Source organism: Ectothiorhodospira mobilis, assembly GCF_016584115.1.
Taxonomy (GTDB): Bacteria; Pseudomonadota; Gammaproteobacteria; order Ectothiorhodospirales; family Ectothiorhodospiraceae; genus Ectothiorhodospira; species Ectothiorhodospira mobilis.
Genome location: NZ_NRSK01000118.1, coordinates 1 through 273 on the forward strand (window position 1 = coordinate 1; position 273 = coordinate 273).

Here is a 273-nt window from a genome sequence, read left to right on the forward strand (position 1 = left end):
GCCCAGTCCACGCCCTCGGCACCCATCTGGATGAGGCCCGAGGTGTTGCGCTCCATCCAGCTCGCCATGAAGTGGCAGCCGATGCCGGCCAGCGCGCGCGAGCCTTCCGGCAGCTTGGTCGACGTGTTGTGCGGACAGCCCGAGCAGAAGTAGGGCTGGCGGCGCACGCCGTCGGCGGCGTTGCTCAGCAGGGAGGGCGTCAGGAAGTCCACCACCAGGTGGCGGCGGTCCAGCGCGGGGTTCAGCCGCGCCAGCCAGTCGGCCACCGTGCCC

Annotated in this window: 1 protein-coding gene; it reads right to left on the bottom strand. The window is 71.8% G+C overall.

Annotation, left to right across the window (positions count from 1 at the left end):
• On the bottom strand, nucleotides 1–273 hold a 273-nt coding region (locus CKO33_RS13355), incomplete at both ends, for a hypothetical protein (RefSeq protein WP_200182711.1).